We start from the raw sequence: 21,339 nt of genomic DNA, 5'->3' as shown, positions 1-21,339 counted from the left end.
CCCCGCTTAAGCTTCTTGGCCCACAGTTTCGTCTTGAATACCCAACTCCGCCTTAATCCATTCGTACCCTTCCGCCTCCAGACGCTGTGCCAGCTCCGGCCCGCCTGAACGCACAATGCGACCTTGCATCATGACGTGAACGAAGTCTGGTTCAATGTAGTTGAGCAGCCGCTGGTAGTGGGTGATGATGAGCACGCCCAAATTCGGATCACGCATGGAGTTGACACCTTTGGCCACGACCTTCAGAGCGTCGATGTCCAAACCCGAGTCGATCTCGTCCAATATGGCGATGCGCGGTTCCAACATCATCATCTGCAGTATTTCGTTCCGCTTCTTCTCACCGCCTGAGAACCCTTCGTTTAAATAGCGTTCGGCAAACGACTGGTCTATGTTTAACATCTCCATCTTTTCATCCAGTTGGCGGATGAATTTCATGATGGAAATCTCGTTACCCTCTCCGCGTTTCGCGTTGATGGCGCTGCGCAAGAAATCGGAGTTGGTCACTCCGCTGATCTCACTCGGGTACTGCATAGCAAGGAAGAGCCCTTTTCTGGCCCGCTCATCTACTTCCATCTCCAAGAGGTCTTCTCCGTCCAACGTGACGCGCCCTTTTGTCACTTCGTACATCGGATGACCCATCACGGCTGATGCGAGGGTACTTTTCCCCGTACCGTTCGGCCCCATGATGGCGTGAATTTCGCCGCCTTTGACTTCGAGATTCACTCCTTTGAGTATTTCCTTATCTTCAACTGAGGCGTGCAAATCCTCTATCGTTAATTTAGGAGCACTTGACATGTTGCATTCCTCCATTGTTCTATAGTGTAGTCATGGTAGTATCGTCATGACGACAGTCGGGCATCTGCCGCCGATGTCCCCACTGTGGTTTCTAATTTAGAATTATTATCATTGTAAAGTATAACATATCCCAATTCAAGGTAAAGCGAAAAATGATTTCGCCATCGCGGATACTTCATAGACGGTCACCTGCGTGCATGTGTCGCGTTGTTTCTGCACCTTTTCGCATCAAGGCGGGCCGGATGACGATCCAGCCCGGTTGGTGCTCACCTTTTATGGCTTTGGCTGTTGTATTGGCTGACGATAGCGTTGGACTGCTTATAGTCTTCTTCCCGAAGTCGTTCGACTTCGATTCGGGTGTCCAGTTCGAGGCAGTACTGCTCAAACGTCACACCGTAAGCTTGAAACATCGCAGCTTCGATCGAATGAGTCGCATTCGGTTTGGTCGCGATACGAAAACACTCCCTTTTGTGTGATGTCGGTTATCGTAACACGGCCTCTCCTCTGCTGCAATCACAGAGAAAGGACGTCAATGACCGTAGGATCTCCTCCTGCCAACTGAGCCGCGGCAAGGGATACGGCGATATAAGATTGCACCCCGATCCTTTGATATCCGAAGACCTCCCTTTAGCCACAACAAAAACCCCGGGATGCTTTCGCTTCGCATCACGGGGTTTTAATTGGCTTCAGTGCACCTCACGTTGTTGCTGCAGTTCGTGTACGGCGTCCTGCACGAGTGTGACGCCTTGAGCCATGGCCGCTCCGCCACCGAACGCTGCGGCTACACCGACGGCTTCCATGATCTCCCCTTCAGACGCCCCTTGGTCGAGGGCACCTTTCGCGTGGTAGATGATGCAGTACTCATCGTTGGCAAAGACGGCCACAGCTAACGCCATCAGGTGCTTCATTTTTTCATCCAGCTCCCCGGGTTTAAAACACTCCTCCGTGAAGCGGTTGAAACTTCCCACCAGTTCAGGCATTCGCTCGCTAAACGCCCCCAAGCCTTGTTTGTAATCTTGCAGGGCGAGCTGGGTCCAATTGTCTTTCACCACGTTGTGGTCATGTTTCATCGCGATCCTCCATTCTGCCAACGTCTTCCTATAGCATGCGTCGGAGAATGGAACTTTATGAAGGAAGTGTGCTAGGCATCACTCAAAGGCGGGAACAACCGCGCCATCGTACTTTTCTTCCATAAACTGCCGAACGTCGTCAGACGTCAAGGCGTCAGCCAGCTCTTGAATGCCCGGTTTGTCTTCGTCTCCCTCGTTTATTGCCAGTACGTTGACGTAAGGTGAGTCTTTGCCTTCGATAAACAGGGCGTCCTCCACCGGATTGAGGTCGGCCTCCAAAGCGTAGTTCGTATTGATGATCGCCAAGTCTACGTCAGGCAGGACACGGGGCAACATCGCGTTTTCCACTTGTTCGAATTGAAGGTTTTTCGGGTTTTCGACGATGTCTTGAAGCGTCTTGTCCCCCTCGCCCTCAGACAACGTGATGAGTCCATTCGCTTCCAACAGGCGGACAAAGCGGTCTTGCTCTCCCGAGGCATTCGTAACCGCGACGGTCGCACCGTCTGGAATTTCTTCAATCGATTCGTACTTGTCCGAGTACGCGCCAAGGGGCTCAATGTGCACGCCGACAACGTCGACAATGTTCCATCCGTTTTCTTCATTGGACGATTCCATCCACGGGATGTGCTGGAAGTAGTTCGCATCCAGCTCCCCTTCGACTAGGTTTTTATTCGGCAGGACGTAATCCTGGAATGTCTTGATCTCCAGTTCCACACCTTGTTCAGCCAAGATGGGCTTCACGTGCTCCAAAATTTCGGCGTGAGGCACTGCCGTCGCCCCGACCGTTAACTGGATCGTCTCCTCCGTACGTTCGGCACTGTTTTCACCGCTTTCTTCACCCGCCGAATCGCCACCTCCGTCACTCGCCCCGCTGCCGCAAGCTGCCAAGGCGAAGACGACAAACAGTGTACTTGCGTATTTCAGCCATTTCAACATCGTGAAACTCCTCCCTTTTTTTTGATGACACGTGCCAGTGGCAACATGTGTCCGGAAAAAGGCCCGCTTGACAGATCCCGAGGGACTACCTTTTATCAATGGCTTGCACCACCCGGTCCCCGACACTCTGTATGATTTGCACCATGAGGACGAGAACCGCCGTCGCCAGCACCATGACGTCGGTCTGGAACGACTGAAAGCCAAAGCGGTAGGCGAGATCGCCGAGGCCTCCCCCGCCGAGTATTCCGGTGATGGCCGAATAACTGACGAGCGTGATACACGTGACCGTAATCCCGGCAACTAATCCCGGCAACGCTTCGGGTATATACACCTTGCGAATGATCTGCCAGCGGGTCGCCCCCATGGCCCTTGCCGCTTCGATGACGCCCTTGTCCACTTCCCTGAGCGACGTCTCTACCAGCCGTGCGTAAAACGGTGCGGCACCAACGACTAACGACACGCACGCCGCCGTCGGACCGAGGGACGTGCCGACCAACATTCGGGCGACGGGTATCATCCACACGACCAACACGATGAACGGAATGGAGCGAAACAGGTTGACGCCGAAGCCAACGAGGCGCTGCAACCACGGCAGTGGCCACAGGCCTTTCTCTTCCATCACGACGAGGGCAATCCCGAGTGGGAGTCCGAACAAAGCGGTGAAAAAAGTGGAGATGACCATCATGTACACTGTCTCCCACGTCGCAGCCAACAGCAAATCCCATTGGACGTTAGGCAGAAGGAAATCCACTGTCTAACACCTCCACTTCGACGTCTGACCCCCGCAAAAAGTCCACGACTCGCGCCACCTGCTCCGAAGATCCGTCAACGTGTACATACAGCGTGCCGTAGGCCGTGTCGTTGACTTGACGCACTTGTCCCTGCAAAATGCTGAGATCGACCTCACAGGCGCGGATACAGCGACTGATGACCGGTTGTTTCGCCTCTGTCCCGAAAAATGTGCACTTGAGGATCCGTCCGGAAAACATATCACGAAAGGAAAGGTCAAGGGCTTCTTTCGCTTCTTCCTCCAACCCGGCCACGTCCCGCACGAACCGACGCGTGATTTCTTTTTTCGGCCGGCGGAACACGTCGGACACCGGTCCGCTTTCGACGAAACGCCCGTTTTCCATGACCGCCACGCGATGGCAAATTTTGCGGATAACGTGCATTTCGTGGGTGATGAGGACGATCGTCAGATTCAACTCGCGATTAATCTTTTGGAGTAAACGGAGTATGTCGTCCGTCGTCTTCGGATCGAGGGCTGACGTCGCCTCGTCGCACAATAACACTTTCGGGTCATTGGCCAGCGCCCTCGCAATCCCGACCCGCTGCTTCTGCCCGCCGGACAGTTGCGCCGGGTAAGCGTCCGCCTTGTCCGTCAGGCCGACAAGCTCGAGCATGTGCCTGACTTTCTCATCGGCTTCGGCCTTCCCAACGCCGGCGATTTCCAGCGGAAAGCGGACGTTCTCCTTGACCGTACGGGACCACAGCAAATGGAACTGCTGAAAAATCATGCCGATTTCCCGCCGCGCTTCCCTCAGTTCGCGTCCGGACAACTGGGTAAAAACGCGCTCCCCCACCCTCACTTCTCCGGCGGTCGGCGGTTCCAGCAAGTTGATCGTCCGGATCAAGGTGCTCTTTCCCGCGCCGCTGTAGCCGATAATCCCGAAGATTTCTCCGGGCTCGACCGTCAGATCTATGTCATCTACAGCTCGGATTGTCCCTGCAGCCGTCTTAAAGTGCTTACGAATGCCCTTTAACTGAATCACGTGTCTCCCTCCCTTTAACAGCTAAAAAACCCTTTTTCGCAGAGAAAAAGGGTTTTACAGCAAAGGTAAACGTCCTCTCTCATCTGCCAGGTCGACACCTGCAGGAATTAGCACCTTTTTGCACGTGAGGGCGCAAATGGTTGCCGGGTTTCATCGGGCCAGTCCCTCCACCTCTCTGGATAAGAGATGTCTAGTTTGTATTAAGTTAAGCTGAAAAGATTTTACCACGATATGAGAGAAGGGACAACAGGTTTTTTTAAAAGTTTTCCGTTTCTACTCCTCCCAACCTTTTACAGAATCGACAACGTCCTCTCTCATCTTCAGAAGCGCCCTGCCAAAGGGCGAGGCTCCTCGAGCCCCCTTCCTCATCACAGCCTATTTCAAATGAATCCAGACACTTTTGACTTCTGTATAGTTTTCAAGGGCGTACGACCCCATTTCACGGCCGAAGCCAGACTGTTTGTAACCGCCGAAAGGAGAGGCCGGATCGGTTACGTTGTAGCAATTGACCCACACCGTCCCGGCCTTTAGCCGACTGGCGATGTAGTGAGCGTTTTTCACATTTTCGGTCCACACCCCGGCAGCCAGTCCGTACGGCGAGCCGAAAAGGGGGCTGACGTCTCAAGACGAATCGTATTCCCCGTATGTTTCTCGCAGCGTGTCGCATATTTCACCGACGGTTGCCCCGCTTTTCACGGCGTCGATGATGAAAGGCATCACATTCTCGTTTCCTGAAGCTGCCAACTGCAGCTGCGAGAGGACGTGCCGTAGGCGCACATTGTCCCGGGATCGGCGCAGTTGTTGTAGAAATCGCTTTTGTCGCTGTTCCAGCCTCGGATCCGATTGGTGCAAAAAGATCTCCCCGTTTTCTTCGCCGACAAACCGGTTTACACCGACGACGACTTCCTCACCGCGTTCCACTTTTTGCTGATGGCGATAGGCGCCGTCCTGAATTGTCTGTTGAACATACCCGCGTTCAATGGCGGCAACGGCTCCCCCCTGCCCCTCGATTTCGTCCAAATAGTCCTGGACTCGCTGTTCCAACTGGTCCGTCAATTCCTCAACAAAATACGAGCCGGCGAGTGGGTCCACCGTGTCGGCGGCACCGCTCTCATAGGCGATAATTTGTTGTGTGCGCAGCGCTGTCCGCACTGACGCCTCTGTAGGTAAAGCCAGTGCCTCGTCGGACGCATTGGCGTGTAGACTCTGTACGCCGCCGAGTACGGCAGCGAGGGACTGGAGCGCGACTCGCGCGACGTTGTTATCGGGCTGGACGGCAGTCAACGTAGAACCCCCGGTTTGGGCGTGTACCCGAAACTGTTGCGACCGCGGAAGGCGCGCTCCGAAGCGCTCGCGCATCAAGCGGGACCACAAGCGGCGGGCGGCACGGAATTTGGCCACTTCCTCGAAAAAGTGATTGTGTACACTTAAGAAAAATGAAAACTGAGGTGCCACTTGATCGATCTTCAGCCCTCTTGCCAGAGCATACTCGATGTAGGCGATACCGTTTGCCAGTGTAAAGGCTAATTCTTGGGAAGCTGACGCACCTGCCTCCCGCATGTGGTACCCGCTGACACTGATCGGTTTGAAACGGGGCATCCAGTTCGTGCAAAATTCCACGACATCCGTCACCAGTCGCATGGACTCTTGCGGTGGATAAATATACGTGCCCCGGGCGGCGTACTCTTTTAAGATGTCGTTTTGCACTGTGCCGGACAACTTGTCGAGGGGAACCCCCTGTTTTTCCGCGACGGCGATGTACATCGCCAACAGGACGGGGGCCGGAGCGTTGATCGTCATCGACGTGCTGACGCGGTCGAGGGGAATGTCTTGAAACAGCAGCTCCATGTCCCGCAAGGAATCTATGGCAACACCGACCCTGCCGACTTCTCCCGCCGCTTCCGGAGCATCGGAATCAATGCCAATCTGCGTCGGCAAGTCAAACGCGCAACTGAGACCGTGCTGCCCTTCACGCAATAAAAATTTAAACCGCCTGTTCGTCTCCCGCGCCGTTCCGAACCCGGCATACTGCCGCATCGTCCACAACCGCCCGCGGTACATCGTCCGGTGGATCCCCCGGGTGTACGGGAACTCGCCGGGAAACCCGAGTTTTTCCTTGTAGCGCGTATCGCATTCATCTGGGGTGTAGCAACGTTCCACTTCAATGCCTGAGGAGGTGACACACGTTTTTGACGTGTGGATTGACCGGTGCTTATCCAACATGTCGTTTACACTCCGTTCTTCCCATGACCCAGTTGTACTCGTGATACCTTTCGCTTCCATTCCGCTTAAATCACGGACGACATCAGCACACGCAGCGTCATGCGTGCAGCAGAGTGGAATGTCAAAAGGGAAGATGCACTCATTTCAATGGCAGCGCCTCAAACGGTCCTTCTCTCCCACTCTCTCACGATGGCCAACAGCTTGGGTGTCCAAGAAGAAGACACGTGTCTGCCGTACCGCCGAGTCTATCTTCGGCAAATGCGGTCTGTTCATAGCATCCTTCAACGTCGCTGAGACCATTCACACAAAGGCAAAAAAAAAGAAGATGTCTGCGAGAGAACACCTTCTGTCAAAATAAGATGGGGAGGAGTTAAAAGGGACTGGACTTCTGCTGGCAGAAATCCAAACACTCCTATTATTTCCCGTTGCAAACCCTTTTAAACATTTAAAGAGTCCCATCGCGATGGTTCACGGTTGTCCTGTCTCGACAACGCTCAACGTCACGTCTTCTCGCGTTGGGTGTAGCGCTGTAACCGTCTACTCAACACGCTCAACCGTTTCTTTAACGAATGTTCCCACCTCACATCGCCGAGTCGCTTGGCGACCCCGAGTAAATCGAGGGCGTTGTCGATTTGGGTTCGGTACAGTTGCTCGGGGTCATCTCCTTCTACCGAGACACAGTCCTCCATCATCTCGACCACGTGAGCACTGTCGACAAAGTCGTCAAAGTTCACGTGGTGGGCTCCGTCTCCTTGGGCATAATCGACTAATAAGTCAAATTCCTCCCGCACGGCGTAATGTATCTCCACACTGCGGCAAATCGGGCAAAACACGATTGGGACGCGATGGACCACGACTCTGTCACTGCGAATAGCGCCGATCGTCCCAATCATACTCGCCCCGCAACAAAAACTCATCAAACCGCCCCCTCCCTCGTCGTAGACGGTACAAACTTTCGTTCATTGTACCACACTCACGTGAAAACGGCAGCATGAAAAATGCGCACAAAAAAAGTGTGATCGGCTGATCACACCGTTTGCGCGTCCGTCACTGTCCGTCTTCTCCGTACATCTCTGCGTATTTTTCAGGTGAAAGCAAGTTTTCCAGCTCTGAAGGATCTTCCATTTCCACGACGATCATCCACCCTTTTTCGTAGGGGGACTCGTTGACGAGTTCCGGGGAATCTTCCAATTCGCCGTTCACTTCCACCACTTTGCCGTTTACGGGGGCGTACAGTTCGGAAACGGTTTTGACCGATTCCACACTGCCGAACGGCTCATTCGCCTGAAGCGTATCCCCAATTTCCGGTAACTCCACAAACACAATATCGCCCAGTTCGGATTGGGCAAAGTCCGTGATTCCGATCCGCACCTTTTTTTCGCCTTCGTCCTTTACCCACTCATGTTCTTCACTGTACTTGAGTTCTTTCGGCAAATTCACGGTGAACCCTCCTGCCACTTCAATTTTGTATGTCCAACACGCGCTTCAAGCGTTGTTCGACCATTTGCAAACCTCTTTCCCCCGCTTGAAAATGGCGTAACTTTCCTTCCTCGTCAAACAGGTAGTACGCCGGCACGTACTCATTTTGAAAAGCGTCGACCACCGCGTGTTGATTGTCGATGATTTGCGGATGCTTCAGTTCATACTTTTCAATCGTCTCTTTGACAGGCTCGATTTCGGTATCTTTTTCAGAGCGGGGCATATGTACACCGACTACTTTAAGATTAGCATCTTTGTACTTTTCGCGCCACTCATTGATATCCGGGAGTGTTTTTTTGCATATACCGCAGCTGATGGACCAGAAGTGTACCAAGACCGGATGCCCTTTCAAATCGTCTTTCGACACTTCTCCGTTTACCCACTCGGTGACATTTTGAAATTCCGGCATTTCTGAACGCAAACGCATCGGCATCGAATTGGACCTCCTCAATTTTTTCGTGAATGGAAACCGAGGGCCTAACACACGTCGGCGCTAGACCCTCAACGTCGTTTAATTCGCTTGAAGCGTCTTTTGACCAGGTTTCCAGTCGGACGGACATAAACCGCCGGTCTGTAAAGCATTTAACACCCGTAACGTTTCATCGACACTGCGACCGATATTTTCGTCCGTCACGACTTGATAACGCACAATCCCTTCCGGATCGATAATGAACAACCCCCTCAGGGCTGTCCCTGTCTCTTCTTCGAGGACACCGTAATCACGGCTGACTTTATGTGTGGTATCAGCAGCAAGGGGGTAGCGAATATCGCCGATACCGTTGTTGTCTCTTGAAATGTTCATCCACGCCCGGTGTGAGTACTTGCTGTCCGTGCTCACGCCGAGGATGTCAGCATCCAGTTCGGCGAACTCATCGTACCGGTCACTCAAAGCGGTGATCTCCGTCGGACAGACAAACGTAAAGTCACGGGGATAGAAAAACAGCACGAGCCACTTCCCTCTGTAGTCAGAGAGGCGGACCGGCTCGTCCAAATTATCCAAATCTTTCGTGCTCTCCATTTCAAAGTCGGGAGCCGGGAGTCCAACGAGTCGTTCTGCCATGAAGTTCCCTCCATTATGTTGTTGTTCCTACTGTGTTTTAGCCAGACAAGCTTAAGGTAACAACTTCCCTACTATAAGTCAATACAATCTCGCGCTCCCTACCATTATGTCCAAAAATGTTCAAATTCTTTCGGTTTAAACCCGACGGTCACCCTCGTTCCGTCCGTCACAATCGGCCGCTTGATCAGTTTTCCTTCAGACGCGAGCAACGCCAACAGCTCGTCTTCGCTAAGCGTCGGGATTTTGTCTTTAAGGCGCTGTTCACGGTACACTTTCCCCGACGTATTGAAAAACTTTTTTATCTCTAGTCCGCTCTTTTGAACTAACTCTTTTAATTCCTCCTTCGACGGAGGATCGTTCACAATGTGCCGCGTCTCGTAGTCGATCCCCCGTTCGTCGAGAAACCGTTTCGCCTTGCGGCATGTCCCGCATTGGGGATACTCGTACACTAGCAACTTCGCCACTTCACATCGCTCCCTTTCAGTGACTACGTTCCATCAGAACATAGCTCCAGCATTTGCTTGCTGCGACTTTTCTCACCTTACCAGTGATTACGTCCGATCAGAACGGTATTCCACATCCGCCACGCCGGCACGTGCGTTGGCCACTCTGGCCATGACAAACAGTAAATCGGACAGCCGGTTTAAATACCGCCGCACGTCATCGTTGATCTGGCCTCTTTTTCCCAAGGTCACGACGCGCCGCTCCGCCCGGCGTGCGACGGCACGGCTTAAGTGCAGTAAGGACGACGGTTCGCACCCCCCCGGGAGAATGAACTGCCGAATCGGCGGGATCTGTGCACTGTAGTGGTCAATTCGCCCTTCCAACCGCGACACCATATCCGCATCGACTCTATAAGGATGCACACGCCTCTCTTGCGCTAAGTCTGCCCCTGCGTCAAACAGTTCGTGTTGTATCAAGGTGAGATCCGTGATGAAATCTTTGTCCCGCTCCGGATCGAGAGACGCTACGACTCGGCCGATGCACGCGTTGCACTCGTCGATGGTACCGTAAGCTTCCACGCGGCTGTCGTCCTTGTCGACCCGCCCCCCGATGACATGGGTACGCCCTTCGTCTCCTTTACGCGTGTAAATGCGCACTCTTTATCGCTCCTTTGTTTAAACGTCATCAGGTCGGTGTTACGATCCGAGCAGCACTTGCGGAACCCCTGACAGCGGATGGCGAACGATCGTCGGACGGGTGCGGTAAACTCTTTGCAAAATGTCAGCTTGTAACACATCAGACGGAGCACCTTCGGCCGCGATATGTCCCCCTTCCATCAACACGATGCGCTCACAAAACTGCGCCGCCAAATTGAGATCGTGTAACACAGCCACGACCGCGGCACCGTGTGCCACCTGCCACTTTTTCACGTATTCGAGGACAGACAACTGGTAGCCGATATCCAGGTAGGTCGTCGGTTCATCGAGCAACAACACCCGAGGTTCCTGGGCTAAAGCCCGGGCGATGGCGACCCGCTGCCGCTCACCCCCGCTCAACTGGGCGACTGACTGCGGGGACATCCCTTCGAGGCCTGTAACCGCCAGAACGTGTTCGACGACCTCCCGGTCACGCGCCGAAGGAGGTTGAAAACGTCCTTGGTACACATGTCTTCCCATCATGACCACATCGTATACAGAAAATGGAACTGGGGTCAATCCCTCCTGTGACACGACGGTTAACTGCTGGGCCCGCTCCCGGACTTTCCACCGTTCCAACAGCCGTCCCCGCAGCGAGACGTTTCCTTCGTCAGGGCGTTCTTCACCGCTCATGATGCGGAGCAGCGTCGTTTTCCCACTCCCGTTTGATCCGATAATCCCGAGAAACTCACCGTCCGTTACGTACAGGTTCACATCGTGCAGGACCGTTTTTCCATGAAACGCTTTACTAACGTGTTCCACGCGAATCACGCCAATCCCTCCCGCCTATGTAAAGCCAGTTGTCACGTCTCAATTCCGGCGAACGTGCCGCCGCAACAAATAGGCGAACAGCGGTGCGCCGATACACGCAGTCAAAACACCTACCGGAAGTTCCCGCGGCGCGAGCAACATGCGGGCAAAAGTATCGGCCCAGATCATGAAGATCGCACCGGCTAACACGGACGACGGCACAAGCACGCGGTGATCTGATCCGACGACGAGGCGCAACATGTGCGGTACGACCAATCCGACAAATCCGATCATCCCGGCAATGGAGACGGCTGCGCCCGTCAACAGAGAAGCCACGATTAAAAGAGTCGTACGCGTTCGCCTCACTGCGACACCCGTATGGTGCGCCACACTGTCACCGAGGACCATGATGTTGAGCTCCCGGCTGTAAAACAGCGCCACCCCCAGACCGACGATTAAATAAGGAACCATCACCATCGCTTCACGCCAGTCCAACAAGGCCACACTCCCCATCATCCAGTAAACAATTTGCTGCAGTTGGTCGTGGGAGAGGGCGATGACGAGGGAGAGGATCGCCCCTAAAAAAGCTTGGACGATCACACCCGACAAAATAAGCGTCTCTAAAGGCCGTTGGGCACTTCCCTTGGCAATGGCGAATACGAGCGCCAACGACAAACTTCCGCCCACGAAAGCGACCAGGGGCAACGTCCAGCGCCCGACCAAGGCGTATTCGATCCCGAAGAAAAAGACGAGGGCTGCTCCGAGGGCTGCTCCCGAGGAGATCCCCAAAATGTACGGATCGGCCAGTGGATTGTGTAACACCCCCTGAAAGATGACACCGGCTACCGCCAACGCGCTGCCGACCAATGCGGCCAGCACAATGCGCGGCAGGCGAATCTGCCACACAATCGTCTCGGCGGTCGCGGGCCAATCGGCTTGTATCCAATTCGTCACCCACGGAATGCGGTCAAACAAAATTTTCCACACCGAAACGAGGGACACGCCTGCACTTCCCCACGAAACCGATAGGCCAATCGTGACCAAAAGGACAATCAGTAGACTCGCGCTCCACCCTATGTATCGATTCCGTCCCACGGTGTCACACCTGTCAATTCACTTCGTCGGGGTAGAACAGTTCGGCCAGTCGGCGCAACCCCTCCGTTAACCGCGGTCCCGGCCGGCTCAACAAACTTTCCTCGATGCCGTACACCCGATTTTCCTTGACAGCCGTGATGTTCGACCACGCGGATCGGTCCGCTACCGCCTGTCGAACGTCTGCTTCTGCATACGTTCCGACAATGACGTCTGGATTTAACGCGACGACGTTTTCTTCAGAGAGCTGCCCCCACCCTTCCAATTGTTCAGCGGCGACATTTTTCCCCCGGCGATGGAAATTAATTCATCGATCGACGTTCCCGCTCCGGCCGTGTACAGCTCCGGGGAAACTTCCAACCAGACGTTGACGCGCTCCTCATCTGGTATGCCGCTCACCCATTCCTCCACTTGACGGACGTCTTCCTGCATCTTGCTCACCATTTCTTCCGCTTCGGCCACCCTGTTCGTCACATTGCCGATCAATTCAATGGAAGCGTACGTGTCTTCAAGACTTTCCCCTTCCGAAACGAGGACCGTCAGCCCTAGATCCCGCAATTTTCCTACCACTTCACCGTTAAGCAATCCGGCGAGCACTAAATCAGGTTCAAGGGCCACAATTTTTTCTACGTTCAGTTCCATCCCGCCCACTTTTTCTTTTTCGTGCACTTGCTCCGGATAGTCGTCGTTATCGGTGACGGCGATGATTTCATCATCCAGCCCTAAGGCGAAGGCGATTTCCGTCACGCTGGGCAAAATGCTCACGATTCGCTCAGGCTCTTTCTCAATCGTGACGTCTACTCCGCTGTCATCCGTCACAGTGAGCGGGTACTGAGTCGCCACACTGTCGTTGGAACGTTCAGTCGTTTCACTGTCTGCCGTTTGACTGTCTGTCGTCTCCACACTCTGTGCGCCGCACGCGCCGAGGACAAGACATGTCACCAACACGAGCAGAAACCGTTTGATCATCTCTTTTCGCTCCCCTACATTCATTTGAGATAGGGGCTACTTCCACGCAGATTAGAAAACCCTCCTACGCCTCATAAGCATAGAAGGGTTCACGAATCCCGTCCCGATGCTATGCTCCTCTCCGCGAAGGAAATAGCCGTCACGAACGACAGGCAGGTCTCCTGGCTTGTGGATCATCGTTCGACCGTCCCTTCCCGTTCACTTGCCGTCGTTAAGCTGTTAGCCGTTTGACGAAGTGCGAACAGTGGTCTTGACAGCGTCACTCCCCACTTACAGTGGCGGGACCGCGCCGGATTTGCACCGGACTTCCCTCTTCACTTTCGACATGCGAAAGACCTGACGTTCTTTTAAGTTGTCGAAATTATTATAAACGATATGGGGCAACAGATCAAACAAATGTTTCCTATCGAATCCAGCGGCGAATCGGAAACACGGGTTCCCGCCCCTTGACAAAACGCAACACACTCTCCCAAGACAGATACAAGACTCCGATCCCTAGCAATACAATGGCCAGAAACACAAACCAAACCGGTGGAAACACGATGACGAGGATCAGCACGGTCAAGGTACTGAGGACGACCGAAAGCGACAAGTACTGGGTCACAAACAGAGCGAAAACGAATGTGAAAAGTCCCGCCAACAGCAACCACGGACTTAAGACGAGCAGTGCCCCGGCGGCGGTGGCAGTTCTTACGGTACTTCCTGTCTGTTGAAAACCGTTAAACAACGGAAATACAGCCCCGACATTGACAGCGATGGCGGCAAGGCAGGCGCCGCCCCATCCGGCTACAATTAGACCGATGAGGCAAGCCAAAAACCCTTTGCAAAAGTCTACGCCTGTCATCGCCAAACTGCGCTTTATCCCGACGGTGTAATAAAGGGGCATACGCCTGGAAAAAAGTTGTCGCCCCCGGCCGCCTGTCAACCAGAAAGCAGGAACTGACCCCAGCAGGTAAGAAAACAGAACCAAAAAGATGAACTTCATCCCGGCCATCCACCTCCAACCCGCGACCTCGACCGACTACTCTTTCCACTACTACTCCATCATATGAGAGCTGTCCCGCCTTCATGATGATTCGTCGACGTTCGTCAGCCAGTAACGTTCGACGAGCGGCATGAGATGCGCCATTTCGTTCGGGTGGAGTCGCCAAACAGCATCACTGGAATCCGGATCAAGGAGGTCATCGTGTGAAAACTTAAGCGCCAGATTTTGACGGTTGTGCTGTTGAAGCATGAAATCCACCAATTGCTGCGCAGCTTCTTTTTTATCGGTCCCGCGTAAAATGCCGACTCCGGTCACGATGTCAATGGAATCCGCATGGCTGGAACCGAGCGGTTGGATGCGGATGTCGACATTCTTTTGCTGCTCCCGCCTGTTCACTTCCTGAAGAGCGGCGTCAGCCGTTGTGAAAAGCAGCGAAACCGTCCCGTCGAGCACTCCGTTTACACCTGGCTGTAAGTCTTCTGAAAACGTTAAAGACATTTCCCTTACCCTTTCAACCCATTGCCGGAGTTCCGTTTCTCCTTCCAGCGCCGCCACATCCACGAGCAATCGGTACCACAATGGTGAAGAAACAGCAGGAACCGTCAAATCCTCTTGCCAGTGGATCAATTCTTCGACCTTTGCCGGTACGCCATCTGGAAAAGATGCCGCATTGTAGACCAGCGCCAACCGTCGAACGGTGACACCGTGCCACAACCCGTCACGGTCCCGGGCGTCGTCAGGAAGGGTCTCAGAAAAAGGAGACACGTACGGCTCAAAAACCCCCTGTGCTGCTAATAAAGCGAGATCGAGGGCATTGTCGCTCCAAAATAAATCTGCACTCGGGTTCCCGTTACTTTCCTGTACACGGCGTTTCAGCTCCTCCTGAGTGCCGAACTCCGTTTGAACTGAAATGCCGGTAGACGACGTAAAATTGTCAAAAATATCCGGCACGCGGTGGTCACTTGCGATCCACACCCGTAGATGTCCGCTGCCTCCCCGTTCGGCCTCCGGCAATGTTTGCGGTTCATTGGGCTCAGCTGAACAGCTGATTAAAGTGAGTACGAGTACAACGGTCGACACAAGCTTATAGGCGTTCACAGTTATCTTCCTTCCCTTTTGCAGACAGAAACCCGGAATCAGAAGATTCCGGGATTTACCTCACCTCGTATTGCGACACGCCCCGGATTGGAGGGGTCAAGGAATCAACCGGAAGAGACGTCACCTGTCTTTGCCCTCCGAAAGGGTTCCGGGGATGCGGTTTGTTCCGTTTCCCCCTCGGCCTGTTGGATTGTCTCCAGGATTGGCGTCCCTCCCTTCGTTTCCGTCTCCTTCATCAGGGGTGTCTTCGTCTTCCGGAGACCCGTCGTCTGAACCATCTCCGTCACCTGGATGATCAGGCCCCCTTTCATTGCCGTTTCCTCTTCCATTGCCTTCACCTTCATCAGGTGGTCCTTCCTGTTCAGAAGGCTGTTCCTCATCGACGTCCTCTTCTTCTTGATCCTCTTCAGGCGGTTCGCTCCCTTCCGGAGGCGTGATGACAACCGTCGCTGTGTTCGATTCTTCCCCTGTTTCCCCCGTTTCCGGATTAACGGGGACGACGTAGTAGTGGTACGTGATTCCTCCTGCCAACTGTCCGAAGAGTTCGGAGAGACCACCGTCTTTTTCAGGAACTTCTATCTTGCTGTCGGTAAAGCGGCCACCGTCCGCCTCCCCGATCAATTCGGCTTCTGTCGATTCTCCTTTTATGCGGTATACGTTGTATCGCACCCGGTCGTCCTCAGCCGTCCATCCGAGAGTGACCGCTTGCGCCTCTGCGTCATAGCTCGCCCTGAGGTCGGTAATTTTCGTTAACTGTATCGGTTCGCGCACTTTCTCTACGCCTTCAGGTTTGGCAAAGCTCTCGGCCGGCATGCCTTCCAGTGCTTCCGCCATCACGCGGGCGAACAGCGCCGCAGGTCCCCGCGGGCCACCGCTGCTCTCCCCGACCTCGTGTTCCTGGTCTTCGTCTCTTCCCATGTATATCGCCGTCACGTATTGCGGCGTGTAGCCGACAAACCAGATGCGCGTACTGTCGTTTGTCGTCCCCGTTTTTCCAGCCACTTCCCTGCCGGGGATGCGCGCCCGAGTCCCCGTCCCTTCATTGACGACTGCTTTCAGCATCTCCGTCATGTAGTACGCCGTTTGGGCACTCATCACCTCTTTCACTTCCGGATCGTCCACCCGGACCTCGGCACCGTCCGGTCCTTCAATCTTGTTAATCGCGTGGGCTTCCACTAACACTCCCTGGTTGGCAAAGGCGCTGTACGCCTGAGCCATCTCCACCGTCGTCGCCGTATTCGCTCCAAGGGTCAAACTGTAAGCATCGTCAGCGCTGAGCTCTTCTTCGATGTTCATCCCGAGACTCGTGGCAAAGTCGTATCCGGTTTTCACGCCGACAACATCACGCAGTGTGCGCACCGCCGCTGCATTGTACGAATGCTTCAGCGCATCGATCATGTACGTCGTCCCGTGATACGTGCCGCCGGCGTTTTTCGGCCACGGCTGGCCGTCGTTCCCCTCGATCGGTCGGTCTTCCACAGTGTCGTACGGTTTCATCCCTTTGAACTCGATGGCCGGCGCGTACGTGACAAGGGGCTTCATCGCCGATCCCGGCTGCACGCGCGCGTCATATGAGCGATTAAAATTTTGGCCCTCGTAATCTCGGCCGCCTGCTACAGCCACGATTTCGCCCGTCTCTGGATCCAGCATCGTCAACCCGCTCTCAACCTTCCCGTACTCGCCGTCGGGCGGAAACAAGTCATCGTCACTGTACGCTTTTTCCACCGCTTCTTGCGCTTGGCGGTTCAAGTTCGTGTAAATTTTAAACCCGCCGCGGTTTAATTCATCTTCACTCAGTCCGTACCGTTCCGCCGCCTCTTGGCGGACAAGGTCCAGATAGGCGTCGTACTTGTTGCCCCCTTCGTGCTCCACCACTTCGATTTCTTCTGCCATCGCTTCTTCTTTTTCTTTAGCCGTGATAAATCCTTCTTGTTCCATCAGTTCCAAAACGAGGTTGCGCCTCTCAATGGCTTTGTCCATGTTCGATTTAGGAGAATACGTGCTCGGCGCTTTCGGGATGGCTGCCAACATCGCCGCTTCACTGAGGCTAATCGTTTCTTTCTCACCGTTGGTCCGCACTGTCTTTCCGAAATACCAATCGGCTGCCGTCTCCACACCGTATTTACCGTGACCAAACAAAATTTGGTTTAAGTACATTTCCAGTATTTGGTCTTTCGAATAGTTCAATTCCAAATTAATGGCAATCATCGCTTCTTTTACTTTGCGGCTAAACGCCTTTTCATTTGTCAAAAAGACATTGCGCGCCAACTGCATCGTGATCGTGCTGCTTCCCTCTTTCAAGCTCCACGTCTTTAAGTCGACCCAGATGGCGCGGAGAATGGCGCGGGGATCCACGCCGTAGTGGTCGTAAAAACGCCGGTCTTCAACTGCGATAAACGCTTGCCCCAAATACTCCGGCATTTCGTCTAACTCGACGTATTCACGGTCCTCTTCAGCCAATTGCCCGAACTGGTTCCCTTCGTCGTCGAGAAAGACAGACGTCTGGGGCATCGTCAACTTGTCCTCGTCTATTACGTAATTTCCCGCCAAAATGACGGCGGAACATCCTCCCATCACGAGGAAAACTGTGGCGACGATGACGAGCAAAATCCACTTTATATTGAAGAGACGTCGTTTTTTGGCCTTGTCCTTTTTGTTGAAACGTTCCTTTCTACTGCGCCCTTTTAACGCCTTGCGATTGGCGTAAGAACGTGTTGAGTCGTTCACGGGGCATACCTCCTGCAGTGCATTCTACCCCAACACGGCGGGAATGGCGACAACCATTTTGACATTAGAAACCCAATCTACCAATGAAAAACGGTATTCTGTCAGGATAAGTTCGCTCAAACCGTTCAACACTACCGATCATCGCCGTTTTTCGGTACCATGCGGCAATTTTGTACGTTTTTATGTAAGACGTATGTCGCCTCAAACGGTTTCAGTACGATTTCCTGATCGTTTATCCTGGCGCATTGTGATCAAAAAAAACCGATTCCGCGAAGAACCGGATGTCTCACTGCAATTACTGTTCGGTCCGTTTCCCCTTCTCCTGCTTCTCGCTCCACTTAAAGACCTTGTTCAACACACGGTAAATCCGCTTCGATTCTTTAGCACACAACGGCCCTAAAATCGCTAAGATGAGGACGTAAAGGGCAGAAAACGGCTTTATGATTGATGCCAGGCCAGCCGATATGCCCAAGTTCGCCACAATAATGGTGAATTCCCCGCGAGCCATAATCGTCAAGCCGATATTGGACGACGCTTTATGTGAGTACCCTGCTTTTCTCCCGGCAATCATACCCGCCACGACATTGGCTAAAATCGTCAATGCGACTGCTCCCAACGCCATCCAGACGGCTCCACCGAGCGATAGAGGGTCAATCGTCAATCCAAAACTAAAGAAGAACAGCGCTCCGAAAAAGTCCCGGAACGGTGTGACTAGTCTTTCTATCCGCTTACTCTGTTCTGTCTCAGACAAAGCGAGCCCGAACAGCAACGCGCCAATCGCCTGCGCCACATACAGCGTCTCTGAAAAACCCGCGACGAAAAACAAGGCGGCAAACACTACAATTATAAATATTTCATCGGACGTTATATTGAGGAGCTTGTTCAAAACAGGGGTCCCTTTTCGCGCGATGACGAAAAACACCAACATGTATCCGATAGACATGAGGACGGAAAGGACGGTTCCTCCCGCCGAAGTCGCCCCGCCGAGAAGCAATCCAGACATGACGGACAGGAAGACAGCCAGGAATATATCGTCAAACAAGATCATGCCCAAGATTAATTCTGTTTCCGGATTACCGGTACGCCTAAGATCGACTAGTACTTTCGCTACGATGGCCGTAGAGGATACAGACAACATTCCGGCAATGATCAGCGTTTCATATAACGGAAGGCCCATCACAAACCCGTATGCTAAACCAAACACAAAATTCAGTACGACGTAAACAGTCCCGCCAAAAATAATGGAGGGACCCGATTGAACCAGTTTGTTTACTGAAAATTCCAGCCCAAGGTAGAACAGCAAGAACAGAACCCCGATTTGCCCGAGAAAACTAATAATCTCAGCACTCTCTACAAATGTCAAGTCAATGATCCCAATGGTTGGGGCATGCGGGCCAACCAACATGCCGACTAAAATGAGAAAGGGAATGATCGAGAATTTCAATTTCCCGGCGATGACAGATGCAATCGCCACTAAAACGAGCGCGACTCCGACCTCAAAAACCATTTGCTCCATCCAACAATCAATCCTCTTTATTGGATAACAACTGCTTGATGACGGCTTTTAATTCTCTTCTCTCACCGCATATGACAACCGTATCCCCAGCTTCGATGACGGCTTCTGTACCTGGGTTGAGCAACTTTTTGAGGTTCTTTTTGACAATGGCAATTACCGTCACCCCGTATTGATTTCGAAAATCTATTTCACCAATCGTTTTATTGACTGCCGGTGCATATTTCTCCACTTTAAACCATTCGAACACTAAATCGTCAAAAGCAAACTCAACGGATTCAAGAGCTTTTGGCTTGTAAATCATACCTCCAAGGATAGCCGCCACTTGCCGTGATTCGGAATCGTTGAACGTGACACTCGAAATACTTTCGTCAGGATCATCTTCATCAAAATGGTAAATTTCCCTTCTCCCGTCGTCGTGAACGACAATGACCACTTTGTCCTCGTTGTGGGTCAATATCTCAAATTTTCGTCCAATGCCTGGAAGGTCGCTTTCCCTTATGTCCAACAAACATTCACTCCTTTAAATGCTTCGCCTCTGAACATACCAACTGAGTGCTCACACTCATTATAGGGAATCGAAAACGGGGTTTCAAACAGAATCCTCCTTGCACGATGTTACAGTTTGACATTCAGTTTGATGATTTCGGCTTCCACGGCGGCCCGGATGGCAATGGCAATGAGCGGCCCGACAATTAAGCCGACGACCCCAAACACGTACAAGCCGAAGTAGAGCGACATCAATGTCGCCAACGGGGACAGTCCGATGTGGTGCCCCATCACTTTAGGCTCCGACACCCGTCGGAACACAATAATTGTGGCGGTAAGCAACAACAGCTGGATGCCAAAAGCCGTGTCCCCGACGATGAATGTGTACAGGGCCCACGGCGCCAACACGACAATCGAGCCAATAACCGGAATGAGGTCAATGAGCCAAATCAACACTGACATAATGAGCGCGTGCGGCGATCCTGCTAACTTCAACCATATGTAAGAAAGGGCGAAGACGACCAAACTCAACAAAAACTGAGCTTTAAAAAAACCGGTAAACACTCTGCCAATTTGACTGAAGACGTAGCGGATTTTTTGTCCCGTCTCTTCTTTGAACACGTGATAAAATTTTGACTTGATGTTCGGCAGATCCAAACTGACCAGAAAAAGGGCAATGAGGTAGATTAACGCCACGACGACAAAGTTCGATACGTCCTGAACAAAAGACGTCACAGTTGGCAAAATTTGTTCGATGAGAGATTGAGCTTTGTCCACGAGGATCTGGCTCTGCCTTTCCAGCTCGGCGACCAGTAAGTCACTCTCGGGGATGTCTGAGATCCGGTCGTAAAAATCGAGAATCACTCGGTCCATCAACAGGCGAATCTCTGTAATGTAAAACGGGAGCTGGTTGACAAAGTTCACCGTCTCTCGGACGAGTTTGGTGACAGCAAAGTAAAGCACGAGGGCGGTAAATGCCAGAAACAGCGTAAACACGATCGTGACGGCCGGTAACCGTTTCGGCAGTTTCAAGTATTTTTGCGCCGCTTTGACGAGGGGTTCCAGCAACAACGCCGTGAGATAAGCCAGAATAAAGGGCACGAACATAGGAAAGTAAATGTACAAAACGATGCAAGCCGCGACAGCAAGCAATAACAAAACGATCTTTTTCCCGGAGATCGGAAGCAACGTCATGGACGACCTTATCACCTTTCGCTTACAATTTCTCTACTAGTATATCTT

General features: G+C 52.9%; 22 protein-coding genes, 2 pseudogenes and 2 riboswitches. Of the genes and pseudogenes, 1 reads left to right on the top strand and 23 read right to left on the bottom strand.

Going from position 1 to position 21,339, the window contains the following annotated elements:
* Positions 1 to 6 precede the first annotated feature (6 nt).
* The 8 genes and pseudogenes from sufC to B0W44_RS08645 form a co-directional block, all read right to left on the bottom strand.
* The gene (gene sufC, locus B0W44_RS08680) at positions 7 to 795 is read right to left on the bottom strand and encodes a Fe-S cluster assembly ATPase SufC (RefSeq protein WP_077719716.1); all 789 of its coding nucleotides are present in this window, start codon (positions 793 to 795) and stop codon (positions 7 to 9) included.
* 266 nt (positions 796 to 1,061) lie between these two features.
* Positions 1,062 to 1,205 carry a YuzK family famiily protein gene (locus B0W44_RS18100; protein WP_169835500.1) on the bottom strand — a complete coding sequence of 48 codons (144 nt, stop codon included), beginning with the start codon at positions 1,203 to 1,205 and terminating at the stop codon, positions 1,062 to 1,064.
* Positions 1,206 to 1,481: 276 nt separating this feature from the next.
* Positions 1,482 to 1,865, bottom strand: a complete 384-nt coding sequence (locus B0W44_RS08670) for a carboxymuconolactone decarboxylase family protein (RefSeq protein WP_077719714.1) — start codon at positions 1,863 to 1,865, stop codon at positions 1,482 to 1,484.
* A 78-nt stretch (positions 1,866 to 1,943) separates the two neighbouring features.
* Positions 1,944 to 2,801 (bottom strand): MetQ/NlpA family ABC transporter substrate-binding protein, encoded by an 858-nt coding sequence (locus B0W44_RS08665; RefSeq protein ID WP_077719713.1) that lies wholly within the window; start codon positions 2,799 to 2,801, stop codon positions 1,944 to 1,946.
* Between the two features lie 85 nt (positions 2,802 to 2,886).
* Entirely contained in the window at positions 2,887 to 3,552 is a 666-nt protein-coding gene (locus B0W44_RS08660; protein WP_077719712.1) for a methionine ABC transporter permease, read from the bottom strand.
* Positions 3,533 to 4,573 carry a methionine ABC transporter ATP-binding protein gene (locus tag B0W44_RS08655; RefSeq protein ID WP_077719711.1) on the bottom strand — a complete coding sequence of 347 codons (1,041 nt, stop codon included), beginning with the start codon at positions 4,571 to 4,573 and terminating at the stop codon, positions 3,533 to 3,535. The genes B0W44_RS08660 and B0W44_RS08655 overlap by 20 nt, the downstream gene beginning before the upstream one ends.
* Before the next feature lie 76 nt (positions 4,574 to 4,649).
* Positions 4,650 to 4,759, bottom strand: a riboswitch (SAM riboswitch).
* Positions 4,760 to 4,948: 189 nt separating this feature from the next.
* Positions 4,949 to 5,173, bottom strand: a pseudogene (locus tag B0W44_RS08650) (aldehyde dehydrogenase family protein); the annotation flags it as partial.
* Between the two features lie 21 nt (positions 5,174 to 5,194).
* Positions 5,195 to 6,856 (bottom strand): acyl-CoA mutase large subunit family protein, encoded by a 1,662-nt coding sequence (locus tag B0W44_RS08645; protein ID WP_077719710.1) that lies wholly within the window; start codon positions 6,854 to 6,856, stop codon positions 5,195 to 5,197.
* Between the two features lie 39 nt (positions 6,857 to 6,895).
* On the opposite strand from B0W44_RS08645, the gene B0W44_RS18095 reads away from it, so the two are divergent.
* On the top strand, positions 6,896 to 7,090 hold the full coding sequence (locus tag B0W44_RS18095) for a hypothetical protein (protein WP_169835499.1): 195 nt from the start codon (positions 6,896 to 6,898) through the stop codon (positions 7,088 to 7,090).
* 206 nt (positions 7,091 to 7,296) lie between these two features.
* Here the strand turns inward: B0W44_RS18095 and B0W44_RS08640 are convergent, their stop codons facing one another.
* From B0W44_RS08640 to ytvI, 15 genes and pseudogenes are all read right to left on the bottom strand, one after another.
* Positions 7,297 to 7,713, bottom strand: a complete 417-nt coding sequence (locus tag B0W44_RS08640) for a hypothetical protein (protein ID WP_077719709.1) — start codon at positions 7,711 to 7,713, stop codon at positions 7,297 to 7,299.
* A gap of 130 nt (positions 7,714 to 7,843) precedes the next feature.
* Entirely contained in the window at positions 7,844 to 8,236 is a 393-nt protein-coding gene (gcvH, locus tag B0W44_RS08635) for a glycine cleavage system protein GcvH (RefSeq protein WP_077719708.1), read from the bottom strand.
* Positions 8,237 to 8,255: 19 nt separating this feature from the next.
* The gene (locus tag B0W44_RS08630; protein ID WP_077721306.1) at positions 8,256 to 8,702 is read right to left on the bottom strand and encodes a redoxin domain-containing protein; all 447 of its coding nucleotides are present in this window, start codon (positions 8,700 to 8,702) and stop codon (positions 8,256 to 8,258) included.
* A gap of 84 nt (positions 8,703 to 8,786) precedes the next feature.
* A complete protein-coding gene (locus B0W44_RS08625) occupies positions 8,787 to 9,335 on the bottom strand; it encodes a peroxiredoxin (RefSeq protein WP_077719707.1) in 549 nt (182 codons plus the stop codon).
* A 104-nt stretch (positions 9,336 to 9,439) separates the two neighbouring features.
* Entirely contained in the window at positions 9,440 to 9,799 is a 360-nt protein-coding gene (locus tag B0W44_RS08620; RefSeq protein WP_228441613.1) for an arsenate reductase family protein, read from the bottom strand.
* 87 nt (positions 9,800 to 9,886) lie between these two features.
* On the bottom strand, positions 9,887 to 10,435 hold the full coding sequence (locus tag B0W44_RS08615) for a cob(I)yrinic acid a,c-diamide adenosyltransferase (protein WP_077719706.1): 549 nt from the start codon (positions 10,433 to 10,435) through the stop codon (positions 9,887 to 9,889).
* A 39-nt stretch (positions 10,436 to 10,474) separates the two neighbouring features.
* Positions 10,475 to 11,245 carry a heme ABC transporter ATP-binding protein gene (locus B0W44_RS08610; RefSeq protein ID WP_228441612.1) on the bottom strand — a complete coding sequence of 257 codons (771 nt, stop codon included), beginning with the start codon at positions 11,243 to 11,245 and terminating at the stop codon, positions 10,475 to 10,477.
* A gap of 39 nt (positions 11,246 to 11,284) precedes the next feature.
* Entirely contained in the window at positions 11,285 to 12,319 is a 1,035-nt protein-coding gene (locus B0W44_RS08605; protein ID WP_077719704.1) for a FecCD family ABC transporter permease, read from the bottom strand.
* Between the two features lie 13 nt (positions 12,320 to 12,332).
* Positions 12,333 to 13,285: pseudogene (locus B0W44_RS08595) on the bottom strand (ABC transporter substrate-binding protein).
* Positions 13,286 to 13,419: 134 nt separating this feature from the next.
* A riboswitch (cobalamin riboswitch) is annotated at positions 13,420 to 13,640 on the bottom strand.
* 48 nt (positions 13,641 to 13,688) lie between these two features.
* The gene (locus B0W44_RS08590) at positions 13,689 to 14,270 is read right to left on the bottom strand and encodes a glycerol-3-phosphate acyltransferase (RefSeq protein ID WP_169835496.1); all 582 of its coding nucleotides are present in this window, start codon (positions 14,268 to 14,270) and stop codon (positions 13,689 to 13,691) included.
* Between the two features lie 81 nt (positions 14,271 to 14,351).
* The gene (locus B0W44_RS08585) at positions 14,352 to 15,368 is read right to left on the bottom strand and encodes an ABC transporter substrate-binding protein (RefSeq protein ID WP_169835495.1); all 1,017 of its coding nucleotides are present in this window, start codon (positions 15,366 to 15,368) and stop codon (positions 14,352 to 14,354) included.
* Positions 15,369 to 15,488: 120 nt separating this feature from the next.
* Positions 15,489 to 18,095 (bottom strand): transglycosylase domain-containing protein, encoded by a 2,607-nt coding sequence (locus tag B0W44_RS08580; RefSeq protein WP_077719699.1) that lies wholly within the window; start codon positions 18,093 to 18,095, stop codon positions 15,489 to 15,491.
* 295 nt (positions 18,096 to 18,390) lie between these two features.
* Positions 18,391 to 19,611: a cation:proton antiporter gene (locus tag B0W44_RS08575; protein ID WP_077719698.1), complete on the bottom strand. Its 1,221-nt coding sequence runs from the start codon at positions 19,609 to 19,611 to the stop codon at positions 18,391 to 18,393.
* 7 nt (positions 19,612 to 19,618) lie between these two features.
* Entirely contained in the window at positions 19,619 to 20,116 is a 498-nt protein-coding gene (locus tag B0W44_RS08570; RefSeq protein ID WP_077721304.1) for a cation:proton antiporter regulatory subunit, read from the bottom strand.
* A 110-nt stretch (positions 20,117 to 20,226) separates the two neighbouring features.
* Positions 20,227 to 21,291, bottom strand: coding sequence for a sporulation integral membrane protein YtvI (gene ytvI / locus B0W44_RS08565; protein ID WP_077719697.1), 1,065 nt, complete (start codon positions 21,289 to 21,291; stop codon positions 20,227 to 20,229).
* Between the last annotated feature and the right edge of the window lie 48 nt (positions 21,292 to 21,339).

Origin of the sequence: Novibacillus thermophilus (assembly GCF_002005165.1) — a bacterium.
GTDB lineage: Bacteria > Bacillota > Bacilli > Thermoactinomycetales > Novibacillaceae > Novibacillus > Novibacillus thermophilus.
Note: the sequence above shows the minus strand (reverse complement) of the source record. Positions and strands in the feature narration are given on the sequence as shown.

Excerpts from the sequence above, each read along its gene's own strand:
- B0W44_RS08640 (WP_077719709.1), bottom strand. The coding sequence starts at position 7,713 with ATGAGTTTTTGTTGCGGGGCGAGTATGATTGGGACGATCGGCGCTATT.
- B0W44_RS18095 (WP_169835499.1), top strand. The coding sequence starts at position 6,896 with ATGCGTGCAGCAGAGTGGAATGTCAAAAGGGAAGATGCACTCATTTCA.
- sufC (WP_077719716.1), bottom strand. The coding sequence starts at position 795 with ATGTCAAGTGCTCCTAAATTAACGATAGAGGATTTGCACGCCTCAGTT.
- B0W44_RS08625 (WP_077719707.1), bottom strand. The coding sequence starts at position 9,335 with ATGGCAGAACGACTCGTTGGACTCCCGGCTCCCGACTTTGAAATGGAG.
- B0W44_RS08665 (WP_077719713.1), bottom strand. The coding sequence starts at position 2,801 with ATGTTGAAATGGCTGAAATACGCAAGTACACTGTTTGTCGTCTTCGCC.
- B0W44_RS08670 (WP_077719714.1), bottom strand. The coding sequence starts at position 1,865 with ATGAAACATGACCACAACGTGGTGAAAGACAATTGGACCCAGCTCGCC.
- B0W44_RS18100 (WP_169835500.1), bottom strand. The coding sequence starts at position 1,205 with ATGTTTCAAGCTTACGGTGTGACGTTTGAGCAGTACTGCCTCGAACTG.
- B0W44_RS08645 (WP_077719710.1), bottom strand. The coding sequence starts at position 6,856 with ATGGAAGCGAAAGGTATCACGAGTACAACTGGGTCATGGGAAGAACGG.
- B0W44_RS08575 (WP_077719698.1), bottom strand. The coding sequence starts at position 19,611 with ATGGAGCAAATGGTTTTTGAGGTCGGAGTCGCGCTCGTTTTAGTGGCG.
- B0W44_RS08630 (WP_077721306.1), bottom strand. The coding sequence starts at position 8,702 with ATGCGTTTGCGTTCAGAAATGCCGGAATTTCAAAATGTCACCGAGTGG.
- B0W44_RS08590 (WP_169835496.1), bottom strand. The coding sequence starts at position 14,270 with ATGAAGTTCATCTTTTTGGTTCTGTTTTCTTACCTGCTGGGGTCAGTT.
- ytvI (WP_077719697.1), bottom strand. The coding sequence starts at position 21,291 with ATGACGTTGCTTCCGATCTCCGGGAAAAAGATCGTTTTGTTATTGCTT.